We start from the raw sequence: 23,499 nt of genomic DNA, 5'->3' as shown, positions 1-23,499 counted from the left end.
GTTACCGTGCAGACCACAAAACTAATAAATCATTATTTTTCAATTGAATAATTAATTAGCCTTGTGCTTTTCCGTTGCGTTTCATGCATGTAGCCGATTTTTATCATTTTTCATTTACTACTACATTCCCGCATGATTGAATGATTCTCAATTACATGTTCGATGCCGGTTCTGGCTAACGAGCAGAGCATAAAAGGGCAATGACTCACACATTCTTCCGTGAAGGTGATTCACGGATATTTTGGGATAACAGATGTAATGGCTACGTTCACACCTTCACTCTCTGGGGTAAAAGGGCGCGCGCTCTTTTCACTGCTGTTTATGGCGCCGCTGGCCCAGGCGGCGGACACCACCGCGGCTAAAGACGGCGAAACGCTTACCGTCACTGCCGATCCAAATACGCCGGCGGAAGCCACCAACGGCTACCAGCCGCTGAACACCTCCACCGCAACGCTGACCACCATGCCGATGCTGGATATCCCGCAGGTGGTGAATACCGTCAGCGATCAAGTGCTGGAGGATCAGCACGCCACCACGCTGGATGAGGCGCTCTATAACGTCAGCAACGTGGTCCAGACGAATACCCTCGGCGGTACGCAGGATGCCTTCGTGCGCCGCGGATTTGGCGCGAACCGGGACGGCTCGATCATGACCAACGGCCTGCGCACCGTCCTGCCGCGCAGCTTTAACGCCGCCACCGAGCGCGTGGAGGTGCTTAAAGGCCCGGCCTCAACGCTGTATGGCATTCTCGATCCGGGCGGCCTGATTAACGTCGTCACCAAACGCCCGGAGAGAACCTTCGGTGGTTCTCTGTCCGCCACCTCCTCCAGCTTTGGCGGCGGCACCGGACAGGTCGATGTGACCGGCCCGATCGACGGCACGCGTCTGGCGTATCGCCTCACGGGTGAGTATCAGGACGAAGATTACTGGCGTAATTTTGGCAACGAACGCAGCACCTTTATCGCCCCATCCCTCACCTGGTTCGGCGATGATGCCACCGTGACCGTGCTCTATTCGCATCGCGACTATAAAACGCCGTTCGATCGCGGAACGATCTTCGATCTCAACACCAAAAAGGCCGTTGATGTCGATCGTAAAACCCGATTTGACGAGCCGTTTAACGTGACCGATGGTCAGTCCGATCTGGCGCAGCTCAACGCGGAATACCGCCTCAACAGCCAGTGGACCGCGAAGTTCGACTACAGCTACAGCCAGGACAAATACAGCGATAACCAGGCCCGCGTGATGGCCTACGATGCAAAAACCGGCAACCTGACCCGCCGCGTGGATGCGACCCAGGGCTCGACACAGCGCATGCACAGCACCCGCGCGGACCTGCAGGGGAATGTGGATATTGCAGGCTTTTACAATGAGATCCTGACCGGCGTATCGTATGAGAATTACGATTTGCTGCGTACGGACATGATGCGCTGTAAGAACGTCAAAGGTTTCAACATCTACCATCCGGTTTACGGCAAACTCAACAAGTGTACAACCGTCTCCGCCGCAGACAGCGACCAGACGCTTAAGCAGGAAAGTTATTCGGCCTACGCGCAGGATGCCCTGTACCTGACGGATAAGTGGATCGCCGTCGCCGGGATGCGCTATCAGTATTACACCCAGTACGCGGGTAAAGGTCGTCCGTTCAACGTCAACACCGACAGCCGCGACGAACAGTGGACGCCAAAGCTGGGGCTGGTTTACAAGCTCACGCCATCCGTCTCGCTGTTTGCCAACTACTCGCAGACGTTTATGCCGCAGTCGTCCATTGCAAGTTACATTGGCGACCTGCCGCCGGAAACCTCAAACGCCTACGAAGTGGGCGCGAAGTTCGACCTGTTCGACGGCGTTACCGCCAATATCGCGCTGTTTGATATCCACAAACGCAACGTGCTGTACAACGAAAGCGTGGGAGGTGAAACCATCGCCAAAACCGCGGGACGCGTGCGATCCCAAGGCGTGGAGGTGGATCTTGCCGGATCGCTGACCGAGAACACCAATATCATCGCCAGCTACGGCTACACCGACGCGAAGGTGCTGGAAGACCCGGACTACGCGGGCAAACCGCTGCCGAATGTGCCGCGCCACACCGGCTCCCTGTTCCTGACGTACGACATTCATAATGCGTTTGCCGGGAATACCCTGACGCTGGGCGGTGGCGGACACGGCGTGAGCCGTCGTTCAGCGACCAACGGCGCGGATTATTATCTGCCGGGCTATTTTGTGGCGGATGCCTTTGCGGCCTATAAGATGAAGCTGCAGTATCCGGTGACGCTGCAGGTCAACGTGAAGAACCTGTTTGATAAGACCTACTACACCTCGTCCATTACGACCAACAACCTGGGCAACCAGATTGGCGACCCTCGCGAAGTGCAGTTTACGGTGAAGATGGAGTTTTGATGTAAAAAAGCCCGGTGGCGCTAGCGCTTACCGGGCCTACGATCCATTCCCTCTCCCTGCGGGAGAGGGTTAGGGTTAGGGTAAGGGCATCAAGCCTCAATATCCGCCATATCGCCTTTCTCCTGCAGCCAGTTACGACGGTCTTCCGAACGTTTCTTGGCAAGGAGCATATCCATCATGGCGTTGGTCTGCTGTTCGTCTTCATCGCTGATCGTCAGCTGCACCAGACGGCGCGTGTTCGGATCCAGCGTCGTTTCGCGCAGCTGCATCGGGTTCATCTCGCCCAGCCCTTTAAAGCGCTGCACGTTAGGCTTGCCCTTCTTGCGCTTCAGCTGTTCAAGCACGCCCGCTTTCTCTTCTTCCGTCAGCGCGTAGTAAACCTCTTTGCCGAGGTCGATACGGTACAGCGGCGGCAGCGCCACGTAGACGTGACCGTTTTTCACCAGCGTACGGAAGTGCTTCACAAACAGCGCGCACAGCAGCGTGGCGATGTGCAGACCATCGGAGTCCGCATCCGCGAGAATGCAGATCTTGCCGTAGCGCAGCTGGCTCAGATCGTCGCTGTCCGGATCGATACCGATCGCGACCGAGATATCGTGGACTTCCTGCGAGGCCAGCACTTCGTCTGAAGACACTTCCCAGGTGTTCAGGATCTTACCCTTGAGCGGCATGATCGCCTGGTATTCACGATCGCGCGCCTGCTTGGCCGACCCGCCCGCCGAGTCCCCTTCCACGAGGAACAGCTCGGTGCGGTTGAGATCCTGCGCGGTACAGTCTGCCAGCTTGCCCGGCAGCGCAGGGCCGCTGGTCAGCTTTTTACGCACAACTTTCTTGGCGGCACGCAGACGACGCTGGGCGCTGGAGATCGCCATTTCGGCCAGCATCTCCGCCGCCTGAACGTTCTGGTTCAGCCACAGGGTAAAGGCATCTTTCACCACGCCGGAGACGAACGCCGCACACTGGCGTGACGACAGACGTTCTTTGGTCTGACCGGCAAACTGCGGATCCTGCATCTTCACGGAGAGCACGTAGGCGCAGCGGTCCCAGATATCTTCCGCCGACAGCTTCACGCCTCGCGGCAGGATATTACGGTATTCACAGAATTCGCGCATCGCGTCCAGCAGCCCCTGACGCAGGCCGTTGACGTGGGTCCCGCCGAGCATGGTGGGGATCAGGTTAACGTAGCTTTCGGTCAGCAGCTCGCCGCCTTCCGGCAGCCACAGCAGCGCCCAGTCCACCGCTTCGGTATCGCCGCTAAAGTTGCCGACGAACGGTTTTTCCGGCAGCGTTGGCAGGCCGTTTACCGCTTCGCACAGGTAGTCGTTCAGGCCATCGGCGTAGCACCAGGTTTGCTCGGTATTGTTAACGTGATCTTTAAAGGTGATTTCCACGCCCGGGCAAAGCACCGCTTTGGCTTTCAGCAGGTGCGTCAGGCGGGATACGGAAAAGCGCGGGCTGTCGAAGAAACTCTCGTCAGGCCAGAAGTGGACGCTGGTGCCGGTGTTGCGTTTGCCGCACGTGCCGACAACCTGCAAATCCTGCACCTTCTCGCCGTTTTCAAACGCGATGTTGTAGACCTGACCATCGCGACGGACGTTCACTTCCACGCGTTTGGACAGGGCGTTGACGACGGAAATCCCCACGCCGTGCAGGCCGCCGGAGAACTGGTAGTTTTTGTTGGAGAACTTACCGCCCGCATGCAGACGACAGAGGATCAGCTCAACGGCCGGGACGCCCTCTTCCGGGTGGATATCCACCGGCATGCCGCGCCCGTCGTCAATAACTTCCAGCGACTGATCGGCATGCAGGATGACGTCAACGCGTTTGGCATGGCCCGCCAGCGCTTCGTCCACACTGTTATCAATAACTTCCTGGCCCAGATGGTTTGGGCGCGTCGTATCGGTGTACATCCCCGGGCGGCGGCGAACCGGCTCAAGCCCGGTGAGGACCTCAATGGCATCAGCGTTATAGGTTTGCGTCATGATTTAAACTAGCAATTCGCATTGATTGTCAGTGGCTGTGCAGTCCAAGAAAATCGACAATCTGGGTGAAATGATTCTCAAAGCCCGTGAAAGCATGGTTTCCGCCCTCTTCTATAGTCTGGCGGCAGGAGGCGTAATACGCCACTGCCTGGCGGTAATCCAGCACTTCATCACCCGTCTGCTGCAGCAGCCAGATGAGATCCGGCGCCTCGAGCGGGTCGACCTGCATAACTTTGAGATCGTAAATATGGCGTGACTCTAGCACATATTGCTGGCCGGTGTAGGGGTTCTCGTTTTCGCCAAGAAAGTCCCGCAGCAGCTCAAATGGCCGTACCGCCGGATTAACCACCACGGCGGGCAGCATAAAGCATTGCGAGAGCCAGGTGGCGTAATATCCCCCCAGCGATGAACCGACCACACCAAAGGTTTCGCCGCCGTGCGCAAGCACGATGGATTCCAGCATTTCCGCGGCTTCTGCCGGGTAAGGCGGCAGCTGTGGGATAATCATCTCAACGTCAGGGTGATGCGCGCTCAGCCACTGGCGAAACTGTGTCGCTTTTGCGGAGCGCGGCGAACTGTTAAATCCGTGCAGATAAAGGAGCGTAGACATCAATAGCCTTCTGAAGCGGTGTCCGGGCGGAACTGTGCGCCGGTCAAACGGCAGACTTCCGTGGTCAGCGTGCCGTCGGGATGCAGTTCCAGCCAGCGCCAGCCTGGCGCGATGGTATCCAGCGTAAAGTTGGCGCAGTGCGGCTTAAACTGAACGCAGGTCGACGGCGTCGCCAGCATGCGGCGTCCGTTCCAGTCGAGATCCTGTTCCTGGTGAATATGCCCACACAGCAGATTTTTCACCCGCGGGAACTTCGCCAGCACGCGATCCAGCGCCGCGGAGTTGCGCAGGCTGTGCTGATCGAGCCAGCTGCAGCCCGCCGGCAGAGGATGATGATGAAGCAACAGCAGCGTGTGACGTTCAGGTTCAGCCGCCAGTTTGGTCTCAAGCCAGTCGAGCTGAAACTCGCTTAACTCACCGTGCGGGACGCCAAACACCTGGCTGTCCAGCAGCAGGATCTGCCACTGTTCACCCGCAAAAACACATTTCGCCGGAGAAATCCCCGCATCCTGGAGAGAACTGTACATTGCGGGCTGAAAATCGTGGTTACCCGGCAGCCAGACGCAGGGCGCGCTAAAGCTCGCGATGCCTTCAGCAAAATGCTGGTAGGCCGCGGAAGATTGGTCCTGCGCCAGATCGCCCGTTGCGACAATCAGATCGCATGCACGGTTTTCAGCGTGAATGGCGCTCAGTACCGCCTGATAACTCTCCCAGGTATTCACCCCCAGCAGCGTTTCATGCTTTTCGGCAAAAAGGTGGGTATCGGTGATTTGTAATATCCTGACTGGCGCCCCACCAGCAACAGTCAGGTTCAACAGGCTTTCCAAATGGTGTCCTTAGGTAGGTTTATGACGCTAACAAACCGGAATCGCCATTGCTCCATGTGCTAAACAATACCTTAGCCAGTCGGCTAAAAACTGGTTAATTTGATGCTTTTCGTCGCGTTGATGCAACTTTTTATTCGGGTAATCATACCGCGCCTTGAAGCGAAAGATCTGCTGGCTTGAACACACTTCAGCGACCATCGCGTCGTGATAGAGGCGTACCGTCATCGACGGCAGGCTCCAGTAGCTAATGCTGGGTGCCGTTTGCTCAATCTCCACCAGCGTAGTGTAGCGCGTTGATTCTGTTATCGTTAATCGATACTGCGCGTTGCTCACCTGATAGCTTACCGTTTCGCCGGGTGCGTCGTTTCTCGGCAGCAGGCGGCGCAATTGTGCAAAATTCGTTTCGCACAGGCGCATCATTTCTGGGAAGTCAGGCGTATAGCGCTTCATTTTTTCCACTCGTTTCGTAATGTCTGATAATGCAGCTGCAGCCATTGCAGGGCGATGACAGACGCTGCGTTGTCGATTTTCCCCTCTTCTACCCACTGATAAGCCTGTTCCCGGCTCACCACATGAACCCGAATATCTTCGTTTTCATCAGCCAGACCGTGAATGCCTTCTGCGGTCGTGGCGTCCACTTCGCCCACCATAATGGATAAGCGTTCGCTGGTACCACCCGGACTCGCCAGATAGCTCAACACCGGTTTGGTGCGGCCCACCACCAGCCCCGCCTCTTCCAGCGCCTCGCGCCGGGCGACGTCTTCAACCGTCTCGCCTTCTTCGATCATCCCGGCCACCATCTCCAGCAGCCACGGGCTCTCACTGACGTCATAAGCGGCGATGCGGATCTGTTCCACCAGCACGACTTCGTCACGCACTGGGTCAAAGGGTAGCAAGACTGCCGCATGCCCGCGCTCAAAAATTTCGCGTCTGATTTCGCCACTCATTTCACCGTTAAACAGGCGATGCCTGAAACGGTAAAGATCCATTGAAAAAAAACCGCTATAAAGCGTTTCTCGTGCAATAATTTCTACATCGTTTTTGGCGAATGTCACGGGCAACTTTTCTGGTTTTTGCATGAGTCGAGTCCTGGTAGCAATGGTGATGAAATTGTGAATTTCAAGGCTGTTTGGCTGCCGTTTGTAAGGCTATATGATAGATTGGTGCAAATTACCGCCAGATGGCACGTAACGCCAACCTTTTGGTGTGGATGATTCTGTTAGAATCGGCAATTATTTTTAATTAGATCAGCGCTAATACTGCTTCACAACAAGGAATGCAAATGAAGAAATTGCTCCCCATCCTTATCGGCCTGAGCCTGACGGGCTTCAGTGCAATGAGCCAGGCGGAAAACCTGTTACAGGTCTACCAGCAGGCACGTCTGGGCAACCCTGATTTACGTAAATCAGCGGCCGATCGTGATGCTGCGTTTGAAAAGATTAACGAAGCGCGTAGCCCCTTGCTGCCACAGTTAGGGTTAGGTGCAGATTATACCTACAGCAACGGTTTCCGCGACGCTAACGGCGTAAACTCCAATGCTACCAGTGCCTCACTGCAATTAACACAGACGCTGTTTGATATGTCCAAATGGCGTGCCCTGACCCTGCAGGAAAAGAGCGCGGGCATCCAGGATGTGACCTATCAGACCGACCAGCAGACGCTGATCCTGAACACAGCTACGGCGTACTTCAACGTGCTGAGCGCCATTGACGCGCTCTCCTACACCGAAGCGCAGAAACAGGCCATTTACCGTCAGTTAGATCAAACCACCCAGCGCTTCAACGTGGGTCTGGTGGCGATCACCGACGTGCAGAACGCCCGTTCACAGTACGACACCGTGCTGGCCAACGAAGTGACCGCGCGTAATAACCTCGACAACGCGCTGGAATCCCTGCGTCAGGTCACCGGGAACTACTATCCTGAGCTGGCCTCCCTGAACGTCGACAGCTTCAAAACGGATAAGCCGCAGGCCGTTAACGCCCTGCTGAAAGAGGCGGAAAACCGCAACCTGACGTTGCTGCAGGCGCGCCTGAGCCAGGACCTGGCCCGCGAGCAAATTCGTCAGGCGCAGGACGGCCATCTGCCAACCCTGAGCCTGAGCGCCTCCACCGGCGTTTCTGACACCACCTACAGTGGCTCTAAAACCAATTCTGCCCAGTATGACGACAGCAATATGGGTCAGAACAAAGTGGGCCTGAGCTTCTCCCTGCCGCTGTATCAGGGCGGTCAGGTTAACTCCCAGGTGAAACAGGCGCAGTACAACTTTGTTGGCGCGAGCGAGCAGCTGGAAAGCGCCCATCGTAACGTGGTGCAGACCGTACGTTCATCCTTCAACAACGTGAACGCCTCAATCAGCAGCATCAACGCCTATAAACAGGCCGTTGTGTCTGCACAGAGCTCCCTGGACGCGATGGAAGCGGGTTACTCGGTCGGTACACGTACTATCGTTGACGTGCTCGACGCCACCACCACGCTGTACAACGCGAAGCAGCAGCTCTCCAGCGCGCGTTATCAGTACCTGATTAACCAGCTGAACATTAAGCAGGCTCTGGGTACGCTGAACGAGCAAGACCTGCAGATGCTGAACAGCGCACTGGGCAAACCGGTCTCTACCTCTCCGGACAGCGTTGCACCGGAGAACCCGGAGCAGGTTGCCGCGGTTGATAACTTCAACGCTAACAACACTACCCCTGCTGCACAGCCTGCTGCCGCGCGCACCACAGCGCCTGCCAGCAAGGGCAACAATCCGTTCCGTAACTAAGCATTGCCCGATGGCGCTTCGCTTATCGGGCCTACTGAATCGTAGGCCGGGTAAGCGCAGCGCCACCCGGCGCAAAATCACATCCGAACGTAAGCCAACGTAAAGATCCCCCTGATTCCGCCCCTCTTCGCTTCATTTTCAACCACTCATCCTCTATCCTGAGCGTTATTACCACTGGGTCCTGGAAGACAAACATGAAACGGACAAAAACGATCAATCACGCGTCGTTCCGCAAGAGCTGGAATGCACGTCACCTCACCCCTGTTGCGCTGGCGGTTACCGCTGTCTTTATGCTGGCAGGCTGTGAGAAAAACGATGAAACGGTTTCGCTGTATCAAAACGCGGACGACTGCTCCGCCGCAACCGGCAAAGCGGCCGAATGTAAAACGGCCTACACCAACGCGCTGAAAGAAGCGGAACGCACCGCGCCGAAATATGCCTCACGCGAAGACTGCGTAGCGGAATTTGGTGAAGGTCAGTGCCAGCAGGCACCGGCTCAGGCAGGCACGGCACCTGAAAATCAGGCACAGGCGCAGTCCAGCGGCAGCTTCTGGATGCCGCTGATGGCAGGCTACATGATGGGCCGTCTGATGGGCGGCGGTGCGGGCTACCAGCAGCAGCCGCTGTTTAGCTCGAAAAACCCGGCCAGCCCGGCTTACGGTCAATATACCGATGCCAGCGGTAAAGGCTACGGCGCAGCGACTCCGGGCCGCACCGTAACCGTACCGAAAACCGCGATGGCGCCGAAGCCTGCGACCACCAGCACCATCACCCGCGGCGGGTTCGGTGAGTCTGTGGCGAAACAGACCAGCATGCAGCGCAGTGCATCAGGCACCTCTACTCGCTCAATGGGCGGCTGATCATGGAACGAGTCAGTATTACCGAGCGCCCGGACTGGCGCGAAAAAGCCACCGAGTACGGCTTTAACTTCCACACCATGTACGGCGAGCCGTACTGGTGTGAAGACGCTTACTACAAGCTCACCCTGGCCCAGGTTGAGAAGCTGGAAGAGGTCACGGCTGAGCTGCACCAGATGTGCCTCAAGGTGGTGGAAAAAGTCATCGACAGCGACGAGCTGATGGCCAAGTTCCGCATTCCAAAGCACACCTGGAGCTTTGTCCGCCAGTCGTGGAAAACGAATCAGCCTTCGCTTTACTCTCGCCTGGATCTGGCGTGGGACGGCGTGGGTGAACCGAAGCTTTTAGAAAACAACGCCGATACGCCAACCTCCCTTTATGAAGCGGCATTTTTCCAGTGGATCTGGCTGGAAGACCAGATGAACGCCGGAAACCTGCCGGAAGGCAGCGACCAGTTCAACAGCCTGCAGGAGAAGCTGATCGAGCGCTTTGCCGAGCTGCGCGAGCAGTTTGGCTTCAACCTGCTGCATCTCGCCTGCTGCCGCGACACGGAAGAAGATCGTGGCACGGTTCAGTATCTGCAGGATTGCGCCGCCGAAGCGGAAGTGGCGACCGAGTTCCTCTATATCGAGGATATCGGCCTGGGTGAAAAAGGTCAGTTTACGGACATGCAGGATCAGGTCATCAGCAACCTGTTCAAGCTCTACCCGTGGGAGTATATGCTGCGCGAGATGTTCTCCACCAAGCTGGAAGACGCGGGCGTGCGCTGGCTGGAACCGGCCTGGAAGAGCATTATCTCCAACAAGGCCCTGCTGCCGATGCTGTGGGAGATGTTCCCGAATCACCCTAACCTACTGCCAGCGTACTTTGCGGAAGATGATTACCCGCAGATGGAGAAATACGTCGTTAAGCCGATCTTCTCCCGCGAAGGCGCGAACGTGTCGATCATCGAAAACGGTAAAACGCTGGAAGCGGTTGAAGGGCCTTACGGCGAGGAAGGGATGATCGTCCAGGCGTTCTATCAACTGCCGAAATTTGGCGACAGCTATACGCTAATTGGCAGCTGGCTCATTAACGATCAACCTGCCGGAATTGGCATTCGCGAAGATCGCGCGCTGATCACGCAGGATCTGTCGCGGTTCTACCCGCATATTTTTGTGGAGTAAGACTTGCCCGGTGGCGCTACGCTTACCGGGCCTACGCGCGACATGTAGGCCGGGTAAGGCGAAGCCGCCACCCGGCATATTTTCACCCTACCTGCACCGACAGCATACTCAGACTTCCCATCTCTATTCCATCGACCGGGATCGTAACCGGCTCCTGACCGTCCCACGCGCCAAGCACGTACAGCAGCGGCAGGAAATGCTCCGGCGTCGGGTTAGAGAGCGAACCGCCCTCGTGCTCCAGATAGTTCACCAGCGGATGCGCCTCAGCCGGGCCTTGCCAGGTCAGGTTCGCTTTGACGTAGTCGTTAAAAGCGGTCGCCCACGGATATGGCGTGTTTTCGCCATGCCAGCGCGCCGTACGCAGGTTGTGCACCACGTTGCCGCTTGCCACCAGCATGATGCCTTCATCACGAAGCGTCGCCAGCTTGCGCCCCATCTCCAGATGCCAGGCAGCCGGTTTGGTGCTGTCGATGCTCAGCTGCACCATCGGGATATCCGCATCAGGATACATTTTGATCAGCACGCCCCATGAGCCATGGTCAAAGCCCCAGGCTTCTTTATCCAGCGCAACCGGAACAGGCGACAGCAGATCCACCAGCCTTTGTGCCAGCTCAGGCGAGCCGGGGGCCGGATAGTGCGTGTCATACAGCGCCTGCGGGAAGCCACCAAAATCATGAATGGTTTTTGGCGCTTCCATGGCGGTCACGCCCGTGCCGCGGGTGAACCAATGCGCAGATACCACCACAATCGCTTTTGGACGCGGCAGCGTCTCGCCCAGATGACGCCATGCGCGGGTATAGACGTTATCTTCCAGAACGTTCATTGGGCTGCCGTGGCCTAAAAACAGGGCTGGCATACGGGAAGAAGTCATGATGATATCCTTACAGAAGGTGTCAATTTAATGGTGCTACATTACGCGCAATCGGACAAAGATGAACGCTGATAAGCGTGAAGATCATCATCAGGAATTTTGAATGTAAGGAATGTGTAAAGCCGGGGGTCGCCCCTCGCTTTGCCAGAAATGAATCATTTATATTAATGATAATCATTATCATAAGGAGCAATCCATGTCAGTCCCTCTGATCCTGACCATACTGGCGGGCGCCGCGACCTTTATCGGCGCAATCCTCGGCGTGCTTGGTCAGAAGCCGTCAAACCGCGTGCTGGCCTTCTCGCTGGGCTTTGCTGCCGGGATCATGCTGCTTATCTCCCTGATGGAGATGCTCCCTGCTGCGCTGGGCACCGACGGGATGTCTCCCCTGCTGGGCTACGGCATGTTTGTCGTTGGCCTGCTGGGTTACTTTGCCCTCGACCGGATGCTACCCCACGCGCATCCCCAGGATTTAATGCAGAAAAACGTAACGCCTGTGCCGCGGAATATTAAGCGAACGGCGGTTCTGCTCACGCTGGGGATTAGCCTGCATAACTTCCCGGAAGGGGTCGCGACCTACGTGACGGCCAGCAGCAATCTGGAAATGGGCTTTGGCATCGCGCTGGCGGTGGCCTTACACAATATTCCTGAAGGACTGGCGGTCGCCGGACCGGTGTATGCCGCCACGGGCTCGAAACGTACCGCGGTATTCTGGGCAGGAATTTCCGGGATGGCTGAAATCCTCGGCGGTGTCCTGGCCTGGTTGATTCTCGGAAGCCTGGTCTCCCCTGTCGTGATGGCCGCCATTATGGCCGCTGTTGCCGGGATTATGGTGGCGCTTTCCGTCGATGAATTAATGCCGCTGGCGAAAGAGATCGATCCCAATAACAACCCCAGCTATGGCGTGCTGTGCGGAATGTCAGTCATGGGCTTAAGCCTGGTGTTATTGCAATCTGCAGGTATCGGTTAGGATTAGTCTGCCTCCGTATAATACGGAGGCAGACTTTCGAAACGTTAAGATATAGATAGAAATAATACGTTATTTTGTTGCCTACAAAGCCCTTGCAAAATATATAGCTCATAGAAATAGAATGATGAAACTTTATCAGTCCATTATCTGAGTTACTGCATATATTATGAATGTTAGCCGATGCTTACAATCAACATTAATTATATATTAATATAATCTTAAAATAGCTTTAAGATGCAGTAATCGCATCTCCCCTTCGTCCTCCCATATACTCCATTTGCGTTTTGAAACTTATATTCAGAGTATGAATTCGTTTGAAAAAGGATATTTTCATGTATATGGGTAAAAAAATTCTATTAGCTGTAACTATCGCTGCCGCAGTATCGGGTTCCGCCTTTGCTGCCGAGCAGGGGTCGGGAAAAATCAAATTCAAAGGCGTTGTGATTGATGCGCCTTGCAGCATTGCACCAGACAGCGTTGATAAAGAAGTCGATCTCGGTGAAGTGACCACAGCCGTGATCAATGCCAACAAGAAGTCTTCCGCAGTTCCGGTTGATATCAATCTGGAAAACTGCCAGCTTGACGATCCGGCCGACGAGACTGACACACCAGTGACCAAAGTCGATGTCACGTTTACCAGCTCAGCGACAGATGCGACCGACACCAGTCTGATGACCAATACCTATGCAAGTGGTGCACAGAACGTGGGCGTTCGTCTTCTGAATAACGCCGAAGCCAACATCACGCTGGGTGCTGCTAATGAGGTTGCTCTGCTGGCAGGCTCAACGACTCAAACGCTGCACTTCAAAGCATTAATGGAAGTGGTAACGGGTAAAACGGCGACTGCTGGCCAGGTGGAAGCTACAGCCAACTATATTCTGGCGTATAAATAACTACGCCATGTTTCAAATTAAACCGGCTGTCATTTAATGTCAGCCGGCGTTGAATGTATTTATTTGAGTAACAGGGCGATGACATATAAATTACAATGCATAATTATTATGACGTCCCTGTTTATGGTGGAACTTGCCTCCGCCACCGAATTTAACATCAATGCCATCGATAAAGATCAGCGTGGCAGCGTTGATTTATCTCTTTTTAAAGATCAAATATCAATCACACCAGGCGACTATTTTGTTACCGTTTCAATTAATGATATCCCGCTGGCAAATGGCTGGCAGCTCCGCTGGCAGGAGATAGACAAGAGCGTACAAGTCTGTATTCCACCTGAACTGGCCGATACATTTGCTCTGCAGGACAATATCCGTAGCGCATTGGCGGAAAAAGACGGGTGCGTCGACTTTGCATCAAAACCGGATATTAAATTTAATTTTGAGCAATCCAGCCAGACGCTGAAGGTCACGATACCTCAGGCCTGGTTACAGTACCGTGCCGCAGACTGGATGCCCCCTTCAACCTGGGACAACGGCGTGCCGGGCGTACTACTGGATTACAATCTTTTTGCCAGTCATTACCAGCCGAACGATGGCAGCAGCACGGATAACGTCAACACTTATGGCACTGCCGGCGCGAATATGGGCGCGTGGCGACTGCGCGGTGATTATCAGTATACTCAAACCCATACCGACGCAGGTTCAGAGAATGACGGGCGCTTTTCACGCCTCTATATGTTCCGTCCTCTCCCCTCGCTCGGAGCCAAACTCACACTGGGTGAAACGGATTTCCAGTCCGCTATTTTTGATGCCTTCACCTATACCGGAGCCTCCCTGATTAGCGATGAGCGCATGCTGCCATGGTCGCTGCGCGGCTACGCGCCACAAATTACCGGCCTCGCGCAAACTAACGCCACGGTAACGGTTAGCCTGGCTGACCGTGTCATTTACCAAAGCAACGTTCCGCCAGGGCCGTTTGTTATTCAGGATCTAAACCAGTCTGTACAGGGTACGCTGGACGTCAAAGTGACAGAAGAAGATGGGCGCGTAAGCACCTTCCAGGTTTCTGCGGAATCGGTGCCTTTTTTAACCCGCAAAGGTCAAGTTCGCTATAAGCTGGCGGCAGGAAAAGCACGCAAAGACGCCTCGCATGACGTTGAAGATAACGCGTTTATGAGCGGCGAATTCTCCTGGGGGATGCTGTCACAAACCTCCCTCTACGGCGGTACGCTCGCCGATGGCGATCGCTACCGGTCCGTTGCCGCCGGAATAGGTCAAAACATGGAGTACCTGGGCGCGCTCTCTTTTGACGTGACGCAGGCAACCAGCCAGTTGCCCAATCAGAATAGCCAGACAGGTTACAGCTACCGTTTCAACTACAGTAAGCGTTTCGATACCACCGGCAGCCAGCTTACGCTCGCCAGTTATCGCTATTCCGACCCGCAGTTTCTCAGCTACGCCCGTTTTCTGGATGATGACAATAACGATCGGCAGTCAGAAAAACAGACGCTCAGCGTGACGGCAAGCCAGTACATTTCGGCGCTATCGCTCAACCTCTATGTGAACATGCTGCGTCAAACCTGGTGGAACGATTCCTCCTCCACGACGGGCAGCGTGACCGCAGGCTATAACTTTGATATCGGTCGCTGGAAAAATCTGGGCGTCACCGTGTCATGGAGTAAAACCCACTATGAAGACGAAGACGACGATACGCAGTTCTATCTCTCACTGAGCGTACCGCTCGATCCCGATCATCGTCTGAATTACGACCTGCGCAACAGCGACAGTCTGAGCCAGAACGTATCGTGGTATGACACATCAGACCGCAACAATACCTGGGGCGTTTCGGCAGGTACCGAAAGCGAGAAGTCAGATGCCGGCGCGCAGGTGAGCGGCAACTATCAACATTATTCTCCTTATGGCGACCTGAATCTCTCCGGGAGTGTTAAGGCTAACGAATACAATTCCCTGAGTGCCAGTTGGACCGGTTCATTCACCTCGACGGCTAAAGGCGCTGCGCTGCACCGCCGCAGCTACGGTAACGAGCCGCGCGTGATGGTCAGTACCGATGGCGTAGGCAACATCCCGCTGAACATGTCGCGGGATGAAACCAATCGCTTCGGGATTGGCGTTTTACCGTCCATCTCCAGCTATTCGCCTTCCAGCGTGCAGGTCAATATGAACAACCTGCCCGATGGCGTAGACGTTGACACCCGCGTCGTCACCTCAACCTGGACGGAAGGTGCCATCGGGTACCGTCAGATTGCGACGCGTGCAGGCAATGATATCGCAGGCATCTTACGAACTGCCTCTGGCATACCGCCGCTGGGCGCCGTTGTTCGCCAGCTTGAAGACGATCGGCAGATTGCCATGGTCGCCGATGACGGCCACGTCTGGCTCGGCGCCGTAGAGCCACAACAACAGTTTCGCGTGACGTGGGGAGACAATCAGCAGTGCCGCTTCACGTTACCTTCACACCTTGAAAACAGTATGCAGTTGATACTGCCATGTCAGTAAGAAATCATGATGAAATTAACCTTACTCAAAAGCCTGTGCCTGATGCTGGTCGGCACAGCATTCACCACTCACGCGGCCGTAAACCTGGACCGCACGCGCATTGTCTTTCCGGAAAGCGACAAGGCCAGCAGCCTGAAGATTGAAAACCAGAGTAAAGCGCTGCCCTATCTGGCGCTCTCCTGGATTGAAGATGAGAAAGGCCGTAAAGAAGACAGGCATTTCATGGCGCTGCCTCCGATTCAACGCATTGAAGCGGGTTCCGCATCGCAGGTCAGGATCGTTAAGCAAGCGGCCACAAGTCAGTTACCGAAAGACAGAGAATCCCTGTTTTATTTCAACCTGCGCGAAGTGCCCCCGAAAAGCACCAGCGCCAGCGATGAACGCAGCGTCATGCAGGTGGCGATGCAGAGCAGGATCAAGCTGTTCTGGCGTCCTAAAGCGATTACCAAAAAACCCGGCGAGCAGGCGGAAATGCGGATGGAAGTTTCAGCCACTGCGAAAGGGCTGACCATACATAACCCGACGCCGTACTACATCACGCTGGCGTGGCTCAGTAAGAATGCCAGAACCATGCTGCCGGGCTTCGACAGCCTGATGCTTGCGCCTTTCGCGACAGCAACAACCTCTACCGGTGACTACCACGGTAACTATTACAGCATCGGTTATATCGACGATTACGGCGCGCTGAAAAAGGTCGACGTACAGTGCGCGGGAACGGCGCAGTGCTCGCTCACCGAACGGAAGATCGAAAAAGATGCGCAATCTCGCTAACGTATTGTTCATAGTGCTGCTCTCAGTGCTGCCTTTAAGAGAAGCGCTGGCGCTCGACTGCTACCTGGGCGGTTCGGGCGGCCCCGTAGAAGAAACTAAAACGATCTCGCCGTTTGCTATCCCCAGTAATGCACAGGCAGGTGAGAAAATTTGGGAATCGGATGACATCAAAATCCCGGTGACATGCAACCACAATGTCACAAGCAGCTTTCAACCGGAGGATATTTTTGGCTGGGTGAATCCTTATCCTTCAACCTCCGATCCCTATTATGAACTGGGCGTAACCTATGAAGGGATAGACTACGATGCAAAAGGCCAGCCTAACGGCGTCGATACCCGACAATGTCTGGACAACCAAAACATCACGATTTATACCCCCGAGCAGATCCGACAAATGGGATGGGAAAATCGTATCTGTTCCGGTAACCCGGATGATATCCACACTTCACGAACCTTCATTGCTCGTCTGCGCTTATACGTAAAAATTAAAGCCATGCCGCCTCACGGCTACGTCAGCTCGCTGAGCGATTACATCGTTGTCCAGTTTGACGGAAAAGGCGGCGTGAACCAGATGTCGGATGCGAAAAACCTCAAATATCACATCAACGGGCTGCAAAATATTACCGTTCTGGACTGCGGTGCGACGTTCAGTATTTACCCTGAGAACCAGGAGATTGATTTCGGCACCTTTAGCGCACGCGATATTGTGAATCAACAGACGCGTAAACGGACCTTTTCGGTGAAGACGACGAAAGTGCAGGATGCCCAATGTTCAGATGGCTTCAAAATGGACTCGTCGTTCTATACAAATGAAGCGCTTACGGCCAACGATACCGCACTGCTGATAGGCAATGGCCTGAAGCTGAGGATCCTTAACGGAACCGAGCCCTACACCTTTAACCACTACAACGAATACGTGGATTTTACGGGCAGCACGCTTGAGCATGAGCAGCAATACACCGCAGAGCTGTCGCCGGTCGAAGGAAAAGCGATCCAGTCCGGGCCGTTCGAAACGGTGGTGCTGTTCAAAATTAACTACCACTAGAGACAAAAAAGCCGGGTTTCCCCGGCTTTTTCACATCAGCCATTTCAGCTGGCTTTGCGCTCGTGCGCCTGGCGATACTCGATCAGATCTTCAATCGTTACCACCGGCATGTTGTGCAGACGCGCGAAGGTGATGCACTCTGGTGCACGCGCCATGGTGCCGTCGTCGTTGGTCAGTTCACACAGCACGCCCGCAGGTTTGAAGCCTGCCAGCGTCACCAGGTCGATCGTCGCTTCGGTGTGACCGCCGCGGGTCAGCACGCCACCCGCCTGCGCGCGCAGTGGGAAGACGTGGCCTGGACGATGCAGATCGGATGGCTTCGCATCATCAGCAATCGCGGCACGTACGGTGGTCAGACGGTCAGCCGCAGACACACCGGTGGTCACGCCATGCGCCGCTTCAATGGTCACGGTAAATCCGGTACCAAAGGCGCTGGTGTTGTTTTCGACCATCATCGGCAGCTCGAGCTGCTTACGACGATCTTCGGTAATACACAGGCATACGATGCCGCTGCCGTGACGGATGGTCAGCGCCATCTGTTCAACGGTCATGTTTTCGGCGGCGAAAATCATGTCGCCTTCGTTTTCACGGTTTTCATCGTCAAGCACCATCACACCGCGGCCTTCGCGCAGTGCATCCAGTGCATGTTCAACACGTTGAGTTGAAGTGCCAAAAGAGGAAAGTAGCGTCTGATTCATGGTAAAAAAACCTCATTAACATTATGGTTACCAGAATCAGGGCAGTCTTAGGAGCGCCGTATAAGCGGCAAAAAGATAACGTGAGCGGGCCCATGCCCGACTGGATCGTTACTCTCTCCCATCCGGACTCTAACCGTCGGCCCCGGAATTACACCGGATCTGCTGACCTTTGAGAATTCACCCAAAGCGCTCGCGGGCTTTCAGCGTTAAGCTGATTTACCGCCGGTGGGGAATTTCGCCCCGCCCTGAGAATAAGCGAGATAACTATAACGCTATTGATTATCCTGGGCAATGCATAAGCATCAAACAATTTTGTTTACCCCGGGCATGACGCGCTACAATGGACACTAACACCTTTTCATCAAGGGAAACGACAATGATTGACCCGAAGAAAATTGAGCAAATTGCGCGTCAGGTTCACGAGTCTATGCCAAAAGGCATTCGTGAATTTGGTGATGACGTTGAGAAGAAAATCCGCCAGACGCTGCAGGCGCAGTTGGTTCGCCTTGATCTCGTCAGCCGCGAAGAGTTTGACGTGCAGACCCAGGTTCTGCTGCGCACCCGCGAGAAGCTGGCACTGCTGGAACAGCGTCTGACCGAGCTGGAAAACCGCAATGCGCCGGAAGAAGTGAAGCCAGCGCCAGCTATTCCACCGGTGGATGACCAGGCATAGTGCAGCCTGTTGTGCCCGGTGGCGGCTACGCCTTACCGGGCCTGGATGAACGCGTAGGTCGGGTAAGGCGCAGCCGCCACCCGACATAAAAAAACGGGCCAATAGGCCCGTTTTTTACTGACTGTCTTTCTGGATCTTCTTAATGATGTTGGTGGTGGAACACCCATCTTCAAAGTTGAGCACCATCACCTCACCGCCGTTGGCCCAGACCTCTTCGCTGCCCGCGATTTGCTCCGGCTTGTAATCCCCACCCTTCACCAGCAGGTCCGGCAGAATACCGGCAATCAGGCGCTGCGGCGTGTCTTCTTCAAACGACACCACCCAGTCCACGGCTTCCAGCGCGCCGAGCACGATCATACGCTGCTCCAGCGGGTTCACCGGACGCGTTTCACCCTTCAGGCGCTTCGTCGACGCATCGCTGTTCACCGCCACAATCAGGCGATCGCCCAGCTTACGCGCATTCGCCAGATACGACACATGGCCCGCGTGCAGGATGTCGAACACGCCGTTAGTCATCACCACTTTTTCACCGCGCTTGCGCGCGGCAGCAACGGCCACTTTCAGCTCCTCTTCGGTCATGACGCCAAAGCCGGTATCCGCACGGCCGCGCACCGCGTTTTCCAGCTCGATTGGGGACACGGTTGAGGTACCGAGTTTACCGACGACCACACCCGCCGCGGCGTTCGCGAAGTAGCACGCTTCTTCCAGGGAGTTCCCCGCCGCCAGCGTCGCCGCCAGCACGCCGATCACCGTGTCGCCGGCACCGGTCACGTCATACACTTCCTGCGCCTGGGTTGGCATATGCAGCGGCGCCTTGCCCGGCTGCAGCAGCGTCATCCCCTGCTCGGAGCGGGTCACCAGCAGCGCAGATAATTCGAAGTCAGCAATGATCTTCATGCCGCGCTCAACCAGCTCTTCCTCGGTTTTGCATTTGCCCGCCACCGCTTCAAACTCGGAGAGGTTTGGCGTCAGGAGGGTTGCGCCGCGATAGCGCTCAAAGTCGGTGCCCTTAGGATCAATCAGCACCGGTACGCTGGCCTTACGCGCCAGCTGGATCATCGTCTGCACGCTGGCCAGCGCGCCTTTCGCGTAGTCGGACAGCACCAGAGCGCCGATATTGCCTAACGCCTGGTTAATGCGCTCGTGCAGCGGCTCGGGATCAACGCCTTCGAACCCTTCTTCAAAGTCAAGGCGGATCAGCTGCTGGTTACGTGACAGCACGCGCAGCTTGGTGATGGTCGGGTGGGTCGGAACAGAAACGAAGTCACACTTCACGTTCACGTCCGCCAGCGACTTGCTCAGCGCGCGCGCCGCATCGTCGATACCGGTCAGGCCAACCAGACGCGAGTGCGCGCCCAGAGAGGCTATGTTCATCGCCACGTTTGCCGCGCCGCCGGGACGCTCTTCAATGGTGTCGACCTTAACCACCGGTACCGGTGCTTCCGGAGAGATGCGGCTGGTCGGCCCATACCAGTAGCGATCCAGCATCACATCCCCAACAACCATTACTCCAGCACGTTCAAACTCTGGCAGTGTTACTTTCATTCCTGACTCCAGAAAGATTCACAATTTGCGCGCGATAATATCACACTTGATTTGTTACGCACGGTTCCACCAGCCACTTCTGCCAGCTGGCCGTTACCTGAGCACGCTCTGCGACAAAACAGTCCAGCGCCACGTGCCCCGGCTGCTCCTGTAGCGCCAGGTGATGCAGCTCGTCGCGCAGCGTGGTGTAGGCGCGGGTTAAAGCCTGCGCCTCCTGCTCGTCCATGATGTCGTTTTGCGCCAGCAGCTCCAGAATGCGCACGTTATCCGACCAGCGGGTCAGCTTCGGCTTGTCGTGCGCGTGGAGCAGCACCAGATACTGAGTAATGAACTCAATATCGGTAATCCCGCCCTCGTCGGCTTTGATATCAAAGCGATCGCGGTGTTTATTACCCAGGTGCGCGCGCATTTTCTCGCGCATTTCGCGCACTTCCGTCTGCAGCGTACTGCCCTCGCGCGGGGTGGTCATCACATCCTTACGGACGGCATCGAACTGCGTTTTGAGCTGCGGATCGCCATACACCACACGGGCGCGCACCAGCGCCTGATGCTCCCAGGTCCAGGCTTCATTCTTCTGGTAATCGGCGAAGGACTCCGTTGAGGTGACCAGCATACCCGCCGCGCCGGACGGACGCAGGCGCGCATCGACTTCATACAAAATGCCCGACGAAGTGCGGGTGCTGAACAGGTGCATGATGCGCTGGGCCAGGCGCAGATAGAACTGACGCCCGTCAATCTCGCGCTCGCCGTCGGTCATCACGTCAACCGGGCAGTCGTGCAGGAAGATTAAATCCAGATCGGAGCTGTATCCCAGCTCCCAGCCGCCGAGCTTGCCGTAACCGACCACGGCAAAGCCTCGCCCCTCACGGTCAGCAAGGTGCTTCGGCTGGCCGTAGCGGGCCACCATCTGCACCCACGCCTGCTGCACGACCGCGTCGATGATCGCCTCCGCGAGCCAGGTTAAGTGATCGCTCACTTTCATCACCGGCAGCGTTCCGGCGATGTCCGCCGCCGCCACGCGCAGCATCTGGGCCTGCTTAAACTGTCGCAGCGCCTCCAGCTGCTGCTCTTCGTCCTCTTCCGGCACGCGCAGCAGATACTGACGCAGCTCGTCACGGTAGGCATCCGTCGCCGTGGGTTGATACAGGGTGTTTGGGTCGAGCAGCTCATCCAGCAGCAGCGGGTAGCGCGCCAGCTTGTTGGCCACCATCGGGGAGGCGGCGCAGAGGGAAATCAGGTGCTTCAGCGCCCCCGGAAACTCGCTCAAAAGCTCAAGGTACGTGGTGCGCGTGATGATCCCGCTCAGCAGCGGCATCATGCGCGACAGCGGCACCGGCGCATCCGCCCGCGAGCAGACCTCGCTCAGCAGGTGCGGCATCAGGTGATCCAGCACCTGACGGCCGCGCGGGCCAATGGCGCGCTTGTTCAGCTCAAGACGGAAATCGGCAATCAGCGCCACCACGCGATGGCGCGCGTCGTCGGTTAGGTGCGACAGCACCGGCGTGGTGTCATCTTCCTGGAGCGCGTCCTGCCACAGCTCGCGCCAGTGCTCGGAAAGGGCATCGTCCTGCGATTCGCTTTCGTCATCACCGATTAGCTCGTTGAAGATGCGGCGCACGCCTGCCATATGGGCATCGAGCCGTTCGGTCAGCGTTGACCAGTCATCCACGCGCATCCCCCAGGCCAGACGCGCCCGGTTAAGGTCATCCCCCGGCAGGGTCTGGGTCTGTTCGTCGTTGATGCTTTGCAGCAGGTTTTCCAGACGGCGCAGGAAAAGATAGGCCTCGCGCAGGGTTTGCGCGTCGCCGTCCGGCAGCAGGTGAAGCTGCTCAATGGCGCTCAGCGTCGGCAGCAGCGAGCGGGACTGTAGCGACGGCTCGCGCCCGCCGCGAATCAGCTGGAAGACCTGGACGATAAATTCGATTTCGCGAATGCCGCCCGCGCCGAGCTTGATGTTGTCCTTCAGACCGCGACGGCGCACCTCACGGGCGATCATCCCTTTCATATTTCTCAGGGACTGGATGACGCTGAAGTCGATGTAGCGACGGAACACGAACGGGCGCAGCATGGCGCGCAGCTCGTTGGCGTAGGCGTCATCGCTGTCGCCCATGATCCGCGCTTTGACCATCGCATAACGCTCCCAGTCGCGCCCCTGCTCCTGGTAGTAATCCTCCAGCGCGGCAAAGCTCAGCACCAGCGGCCCGCTGTCGCCAAACGGACGCAGGCGCATGTCCACGCGGTAGACAAAACCGTCCTGCGTCGGCTGATCCAGCGCCTTAATCAGACGCTGGCCGAGGCGGGTAAAGAACTGGGCGTTGTCCAGCTCGCGACGGCCGCCGCGCGTGGAGCCGTTCTCGGGCCAGGCGAAAATCAGGTCGATATCGGAGGAAAAGTTCAGCTCGCAGCCGCCCAGCTTGCCCATCCCCAGAATCAACAGCGGCTGAGGAACCCCTTCCTCGCTGCACGGCGTGCCCCACTCTTTACAGCAGGCGGCGTAGAGCCAGTCGCGCGCGGCGACAATCAACGTCTGCGCCAGCTCGCTTAACTGCTGCAACGTACTCTCTTCACTCACCAGTTCCAGCGCCTGCGCCCAGGCAATGCGCACCATCACACGACGGCGGAACTGACGCAGGACGCGCATCAGCGTCGCCTCATCCGCGACGTCTTCAAGCGCGGCCTGCAGCCAGCCGGCATAGTGCCGCCACTCGTCCGCCTGCGGCGGTGCGTTCTCAAGCTCCGCCAGCCAGTCCGGGTAGACGGTGATGCTTTCCTGCACAAAATCACTGAAGACGAGCACGCTTTTCGCCTGCTCGCTTAACGATGACGCCGGTAATGACTCAGGCAGACGTTCGCAAACGGTCTGCCACTGCTGCTGTAACGGTGAAGAAAGCGGCATTCTAGGGGTTCCTTGCC

At 56.4% G+C, this 23,499-nt stretch carries 19 protein-coding genes and 1 riboswitch; of the genes, 10 read left to right on the top strand and 9 right to left on the bottom strand.

Annotation, left to right across the window (positions count from 1 at the left end; translation table 11 throughout):
* Nucleotides 1-258 precede the first annotated feature (258 nt).
* Complete coding sequence (locus C6A40_RS06030; protein WP_045334473.1) at nucleotides 259-2,400, top strand: TonB-dependent siderophore receptor; 2,142 nt, start codon at nucleotides 259-261, stop codon at nucleotides 2,398-2,400.
* Nucleotides 2,401-2,489: 89 nt separating this feature from the next.
* Here the strand turns inward: C6A40_RS06030 and parE are convergent, their stop codons facing one another.
* Genes parE through nudF form a run of 5 tightly spaced genes read right to left on the bottom strand, consistent with a single transcriptional unit; the run spans nucleotide 2,490 to nucleotide 6,898 of the window.
* Entirely contained in the window at nucleotides 2,490-4,382 is a 1,893-nt protein-coding gene (gene parE, locus C6A40_RS06025; protein ID WP_008502977.1) for a DNA topoisomerase IV subunit B, read from the bottom strand.
* 28 nt (nucleotides 4,383-4,410) lie between these two features.
* Nucleotides 4,411-4,992, bottom strand: a complete 582-nt coding sequence (yqiA, locus tag C6A40_RS06020; protein ID WP_032675509.1) for an esterase YqiA — start codon at nucleotides 4,990-4,992, stop codon at nucleotides 4,411-4,413.
* Entirely contained in the window at nucleotides 4,992-5,819 is an 828-nt protein-coding gene (cpdA, locus tag C6A40_RS06015; protein WP_008502975.1) for a 3',5'-cyclic-AMP phosphodiesterase, read from the bottom strand. Before cpdA ends, yqiA begins: the two co-directional genes overlap by 1 nt.
* A gap of 27 nt (nucleotides 5,820-5,846) precedes the next feature.
* Nucleotides 5,847-6,269, bottom strand: a complete 423-nt coding sequence (locus C6A40_RS06010) for a DUF1249 family protein (RefSeq protein WP_003862516.1) — start codon at nucleotides 6,267-6,269, stop codon at nucleotides 5,847-5,849.
* Nucleotides 6,266-6,898, bottom strand: a complete 633-nt coding sequence (gene nudF / locus C6A40_RS06005; RefSeq protein ID WP_008502974.1) for an ADP-ribose diphosphatase — start codon at nucleotides 6,896-6,898, stop codon at nucleotides 6,266-6,268. The genes C6A40_RS06010 and nudF overlap by 4 nt, the downstream gene beginning before the upstream one ends.
* A gap of 203 nt (nucleotides 6,899-7,101) precedes the next feature.
* On the opposite strand from nudF, the gene tolC reads away from it, so the two are divergent.
* The 3 genes from tolC (at nucleotide 7,102) to C6A40_RS05990 (ending at nucleotide 10,603) form a co-directional block, all read left to right on the top strand.
* Nucleotides 7,102-8,580, top strand: coding sequence for an outer membrane channel protein TolC (gene tolC, locus C6A40_RS06000; RefSeq protein WP_045334477.1), 1,479 nt, complete (start codon nucleotides 7,102-7,104; stop codon nucleotides 8,578-8,580).
* Nucleotides 8,581-8,774: 194 nt separating this feature from the next.
* Complete coding sequence (locus C6A40_RS05995; protein WP_008502972.1) at nucleotides 8,775-9,440, top strand: DUF1190 family protein; 666 nt, start codon at nucleotides 8,775-8,777, stop codon at nucleotides 9,438-9,440.
* A 2-nt stretch (nucleotides 9,441-9,442) separates the two neighbouring features.
* Nucleotides 9,443-10,603, top strand: coding sequence for a glutathionylspermidine synthase family protein (locus C6A40_RS05990; protein ID WP_021242309.1), 1,161 nt, complete (start codon nucleotides 9,443-9,445; stop codon nucleotides 10,601-10,603).
* An 82-nt stretch (nucleotides 10,604-10,685) separates the two neighbouring features.
* On the opposite strand, the gene ygiD is transcribed toward C6A40_RS05990, so the two are convergent.
* Entirely contained in the window at nucleotides 10,686-11,474 is a 789-nt protein-coding gene (gene ygiD, locus C6A40_RS05985; RefSeq protein WP_045334480.1) for a 4,5-DOPA-extradiol-dioxygenase, read from the bottom strand.
* Between the two features lie 196 nt (nucleotides 11,475-11,670).
* Between ygiD and zupT the strand changes: the two genes are divergently transcribed.
* The 5 genes from zupT to C6A40_RS05960 all read left to right on the top strand — a co-directional run bounded on the left by zupT (nucleotide 11,671) and on the right by C6A40_RS05960 (nucleotide 17,670).
* A complete protein-coding gene (zupT, locus tag C6A40_RS05980; RefSeq protein WP_025912508.1) occupies nucleotides 11,671-12,444 on the top strand; it encodes a zinc transporter ZupT in 774 nt (257 codons plus the stop codon).
* A 332-nt stretch (nucleotides 12,445-12,776) separates the two neighbouring features.
* Nucleotides 12,777-13,337: a fimbrial protein gene (locus C6A40_RS05975; protein WP_021242311.1), complete on the top strand. Its 561-nt coding sequence runs from the start codon at nucleotides 12,777-12,779 to the stop codon at nucleotides 13,335-13,337.
* Between the two features lie 78 nt (nucleotides 13,338-13,415).
* Entirely contained in the window at nucleotides 13,416-15,854 is a 2,439-nt protein-coding gene (locus C6A40_RS05970; protein WP_045334483.1) for a fimbria/pilus outer membrane usher protein, read from the top strand.
* Nucleotides 15,855-15,863: 9 nt separating this feature from the next.
* On the top strand, nucleotides 15,864-16,625 hold the full coding sequence (locus C6A40_RS05965; protein ID WP_021242313.1) for a fimbrial biogenesis chaperone: 762 nt from the start codon (nucleotides 15,864-15,866) through the stop codon (nucleotides 16,623-16,625).
* On the top strand, nucleotides 16,609-17,670 hold the full coding sequence (locus C6A40_RS05960; protein WP_021242314.1) for a type 1 fimbrial protein: 1,062 nt from the start codon (nucleotides 16,609-16,611) through the stop codon (nucleotides 17,668-17,670). Before C6A40_RS05965 ends, C6A40_RS05960 begins: the two co-directional genes overlap by 17 nt.
* A gap of 44 nt (nucleotides 17,671-17,714) precedes the next feature.
* On the opposite strand, the gene ribB is transcribed toward C6A40_RS05960, so the two are convergent.
* A complete protein-coding gene (gene ribB / locus C6A40_RS05955; RefSeq protein WP_008502964.1) occupies nucleotides 17,715-18,368 on the bottom strand; it encodes a 3,4-dihydroxy-2-butanone-4-phosphate synthase in 654 nt (217 codons plus the stop codon).
* A gap of 106 nt (nucleotides 18,369-18,474) precedes the next feature.
* A riboswitch (FMN riboswitch) is annotated at nucleotides 18,475-18,625 on the bottom strand.
* A gap of 119 nt (nucleotides 18,626-18,744) precedes the next feature.
* Between ribB and ubiK the strand changes: the two genes are divergently transcribed.
* Nucleotides 18,745-19,041, top strand: coding sequence for a ubiquinone biosynthesis accessory factor UbiK (gene ubiK / locus C6A40_RS05950; RefSeq protein ID WP_003862539.1), 297 nt, complete (start codon nucleotides 18,745-18,747; stop codon nucleotides 19,039-19,041).
* A 114-nt stretch (nucleotides 19,042-19,155) separates the two neighbouring features.
* On the opposite strand, the gene hldE is transcribed toward ubiK, so the two are convergent.
* Nucleotides 19,156-20,586 carry a bifunctional D-glycero-beta-D-manno-heptose-7-phosphate kinase/D-glycero-beta-D-manno-heptose 1-phosphate adenylyltransferase HldE gene (gene hldE / locus C6A40_RS05945; protein WP_008502962.1) on the bottom strand — a complete coding sequence of 477 codons (1,431 nt, stop codon included), beginning with the start codon at nucleotides 20,584-20,586 and terminating at the stop codon, nucleotides 19,156-19,158.
* 40 nt (nucleotides 20,587-20,626) lie between these two features.
* A complete protein-coding gene (gene glnE / locus C6A40_RS05940; RefSeq protein ID WP_045334488.1) occupies nucleotides 20,627-23,482 on the bottom strand; it encodes a bifunctional [glutamate--ammonia ligase]-adenylyl-L-tyrosine phosphorylase/[glutamate--ammonia-ligase] adenylyltransferase in 2,856 nt (951 codons plus the stop codon).
* Nucleotides 23,483-23,499 lie beyond the last annotated feature (17 nt).

The organism is Enterobacter sp. GER_MD16_1505_Eko_090, assembly GCF_003331015.1.
Taxonomy (GTDB): Bacteria; Pseudomonadota; Gammaproteobacteria; order Enterobacterales; family Enterobacteriaceae; genus Enterobacter; species Enterobacter roggenkampii.
The sequence above is the reverse complement of the archived record's forward strand: the minus strand, read 5'-3'. Positions and strand labels throughout refer to the sequence as shown.

Coding starts and splice junctions, on each gene's coding strand:
- C6A40_RS05965 (WP_021242313.1), top strand. CDS start 15,864: ATGAAATTAACCTTACTCAAAAGCCTGTGCCTGATGCTGGTCGGCACA.
- C6A40_RS06010 (WP_003862516.1), bottom strand. CDS start 6,269: ATGAAGCGCTATACGCCTGACTTCCCAGAAATGATGCGCCTGTGCGAA.
- parE (WP_008502977.1), bottom strand. CDS start 4,382: ATGACGCAAACCTATAACGCTGATGCCATTGAGGTCCTCACCGGGCTT.
- glnE (WP_045334488.1), bottom strand. CDS start 23,482: ATGCCGCTTTCTTCACCGTTACAGCAGCAGTGGCAGACCGTTTGCGAA.
- tolC (WP_045334477.1), top strand. CDS start 7,102: ATGAAGAAATTGCTCCCCATCCTTATCGGCCTGAGCCTGACGGGCTTC.
- C6A40_RS05990 (WP_021242309.1), top strand. CDS start 9,443: ATGGAACGAGTCAGTATTACCGAGCGCCCGGACTGGCGCGAAAAAGCC.
- C6A40_RS05970 (WP_045334483.1), top strand. CDS start 13,416: ATGACATATAAATTACAATGCATAATTATTATGACGTCCCTGTTTATG.
- hldE (WP_008502962.1), bottom strand. CDS start 20,586: ATGAAAGTAACACTGCCAGAGTTTGAACGTGCTGGAGTAATGGTTGTT.
- C6A40_RS05995 (WP_008502972.1), top strand. CDS start 8,775: ATGAAACGGACAAAAACGATCAATCACGCGTCGTTCCGCAAGAGCTGG.
- ubiK (WP_003862539.1), top strand. CDS start 18,745: ATGATTGACCCGAAGAAAATTGAGCAAATTGCGCGTCAGGTTCACGAG.
- ygiD (WP_045334480.1), bottom strand. CDS start 11,474: ATGACTTCTTCCCGTATGCCAGCCCTGTTTTTAGGCCACGGCAGCCCA.
- zupT (WP_025912508.1), top strand. CDS start 11,671: ATGTCAGTCCCTCTGATCCTGACCATACTGGCGGGCGCCGCGACCTTT.
- C6A40_RS05960 (WP_021242314.1), top strand. CDS start 16,609: ATGCGCAATCTCGCTAACGTATTGTTCATAGTGCTGCTCTCAGTGCTG.
- ribB (WP_008502964.1), bottom strand. CDS start 18,368: ATGAATCAGACGCTACTTTCCTCTTTTGGCACTTCAACTCAACGTGTT.
- yqiA (WP_032675509.1), bottom strand. CDS start 4,992: ATGTCTACGCTCCTTTATCTGCACGGATTTAACAGTTCGCCGCGCTCC.
- C6A40_RS05975 (WP_021242311.1), top strand. CDS start 12,777: ATGTATATGGGTAAAAAAATTCTATTAGCTGTAACTATCGCTGCCGCA.
- C6A40_RS06030 (WP_045334473.1), top strand. CDS start 259: ATGGCTACGTTCACACCTTCACTCTCTGGGGTAAAAGGGCGCGCGCTC.
- nudF (WP_008502974.1), bottom strand. CDS start 6,898: ATGCAAAAACCAGAAAAGTTGCCCGTGACATTCGCCAAAAACGATGTA.